Source organism: Acinetobacter modestus (assembly GCF_014636095.1).
Taxonomy (GTDB): domain Bacteria; phylum Pseudomonadota; class Gammaproteobacteria; order Pseudomonadales; family Moraxellaceae; genus Acinetobacter; species Acinetobacter modestus.
On sequence record NZ_BMDV01000023.1, the window covers coordinates 1 to 1987 of the forward strand.

Consider the following 1987-nt stretch of genomic DNA (forward strand, 5'->3'; position numbering starts at 1 on the left):
CAATTATGTTATTGATTTTAAATTTTTTATATCAAAATGGTCTGTTTCTGTTAAATCATAACCAGAATGAAAAAGAAGTTGAGCTTCTTTTGAAATACATGGTATTTTTCGATCTTTGTAATTAGTTTCTGAAAACCAGTCATTTTGGAAAACATAATTACCACCTTCTGGGTTTGCTTGGGTAATTGATCCATCATCATTTAGATTTATAGGATGAATATCTAAATACCCATATTCTTCATGCTTAAGTTCCATACGTGAAGGCATCCAATCAACTTCTATTTTGTATCCTATATCTTCTAATTTTTGTATAACTTTTTGAGTGTGTTGAGCGTCAAAATCTATATCTATATCTCTGTGTTCTCTTTGTTGTTTTCCAGTTAATACATCTACCCCCCAGCCACCATCTAACCAATAAGTTACTTTCATGTGTTCAAATAAATCTAAAATATAAAATAATTCTTTTTCTGTTACATTATTATTTTTCATTTTATCCCTCCTAACTTGGGAATTTGAAACGAGTTGAAAACGAGTTTCTTCTTGTCTTGATACTATATAGAAATAACTCAAAGATATAAAAAGTCATTTGAATGTTGATATAACAGTATTTTTGGTTGTTTTTGTTGTTGAAAGAAAATTTGACATGAAAAAACCCCAGTTATATGATTAAGGTGTCGAATCAAAATCAAAACTGGAGGCTTTTTATATGCAATATAATACTACTAGATATGTAGACGAAAATCAAGATAATGAAACATTAAAAGATATGACGAAAAGTGGGAAACAACGCCCATGGAGAGAGAAGAAAATTGATAATGTAAGTTATGCAGATATACTAGAAATTTTAAAAATAAAAAAGGCTTTTAACGTAAAACAATGTGGTAACGTCTTAGAGTTCAAGCCAACTGATGAAGGTTATTTGAAATTACATAAAACATGGTTTTGTAAATCAAAATTATGCCCAGTTTGTAATTGGAGGCGTGCTATGAAAAATAGTTATCAAGCTCAAAAAGTGATTGAAGAAGTGGTTAAAGAAAAGCCAAAAGCACGTTGGTTATTTCTTACGCTATCAGCACGAAATGCAATAGACGGTGAACATTTAGAACAAAGTTTAAAGCATATGTCTAAGGCTTTTAATAAATTAAAAATGTATACAAAAGTTAAAAAGAATTTAATCGGATTTTTACGTTCAACCGAAGTAACGGTTAATAAAAATGACGGTAGTTATAATCAACATATGCACGTTTTATTGTGTGTTGAAAATAGCTATTTTAAGAATAAAGCTAATTATATAACTCAAGAAGAATGGGTTACTTTATGGCAAAAAGCATTACAAGTAAATTATCGACCAGTAGCAAATATTAAAGCGATCAAACCAAATCAAAAAGGCGATAAAGATATTCGAGCAGCTATCAAAGAAACCTCGAAATATTCGGTTAAGTCATCTGATTTTTTAACTGATGATGATGAAAAAAATCAAGAAATTGTAAATGATTTAGAAAAAGGTTTATATCGAAAACGTATGTTGAGTTATGGTGGTTTGCTTAAACAAAAACATAAAATTTTAAATTTAGATGATGCCGAAGATGGCAATTTAATTAATACAAGTGACGAAGATAAAACAACAGACGAAGAAGAAAAAGCACATTCAATTACTGCAATTTGGAATTTTGAAAAACAAAATTATTACTTAAAAGATTTGAAACGTTAGCTAAAAAGCTAGCGTTTTTTTATGTTTTTTGCCCCTGCGGGAACTATAGGATTAACCAGCATGGTTACCCAGTTTTTACGCGAAAAATAATTTTGTGCGTAAATGGGCAGTGTCTGAATTTTTTTGCCAGTACATGCCAAATGGTATCTTTGAAAATTTAAAAATAAAAAATGCTATTACAAATTAGTGCTGGTGACACTGAATGTTGTAATAGCATTTATGCAAATAGTCGATAAGCTATTTAATCTATTTTTCTAAGATATATTATAGCAAGAA

General features: G+C 29.3%; 2 protein-coding genes. One reads left to right on the top strand and one right to left on the bottom strand.

The window, feature by feature from the left end:
* Positions 1-3: 3 nt before the first annotated feature.
* Positions 4-489 carry a lincosamide nucleotidyltransferase Lnu(A) gene (lnu(A), locus tag IEV17_RS17040; RefSeq protein WP_011645010.1) on the bottom strand — a complete coding sequence of 162 codons (486 nt, stop codon included), beginning with the start codon at positions 487-489 and terminating at the stop codon, positions 4-6.
* 217 nt (positions 490-706) lie between these two features.
* On the opposite strand from lnu(A), the gene IEV17_RS17045 reads away from it, so the two are divergent.
* On the top strand, positions 707-1711 hold the full coding sequence (locus tag IEV17_RS17045) for a protein rep (protein WP_020368559.1): 1005 nt from the start codon (positions 707-709) through the stop codon (positions 1709-1711).
* Positions 1712-1987: the final 276 nt, after the last annotated feature.

Bases quoted from the DNA above. Each gene is read 5' to 3' on its own strand.
- IEV17_RS17045 (WP_020368559.1), top strand. From the start codon at position 707: ATGCAATATAATACTACTAGATATGTAGACGAAAATCAAGATAATGAA.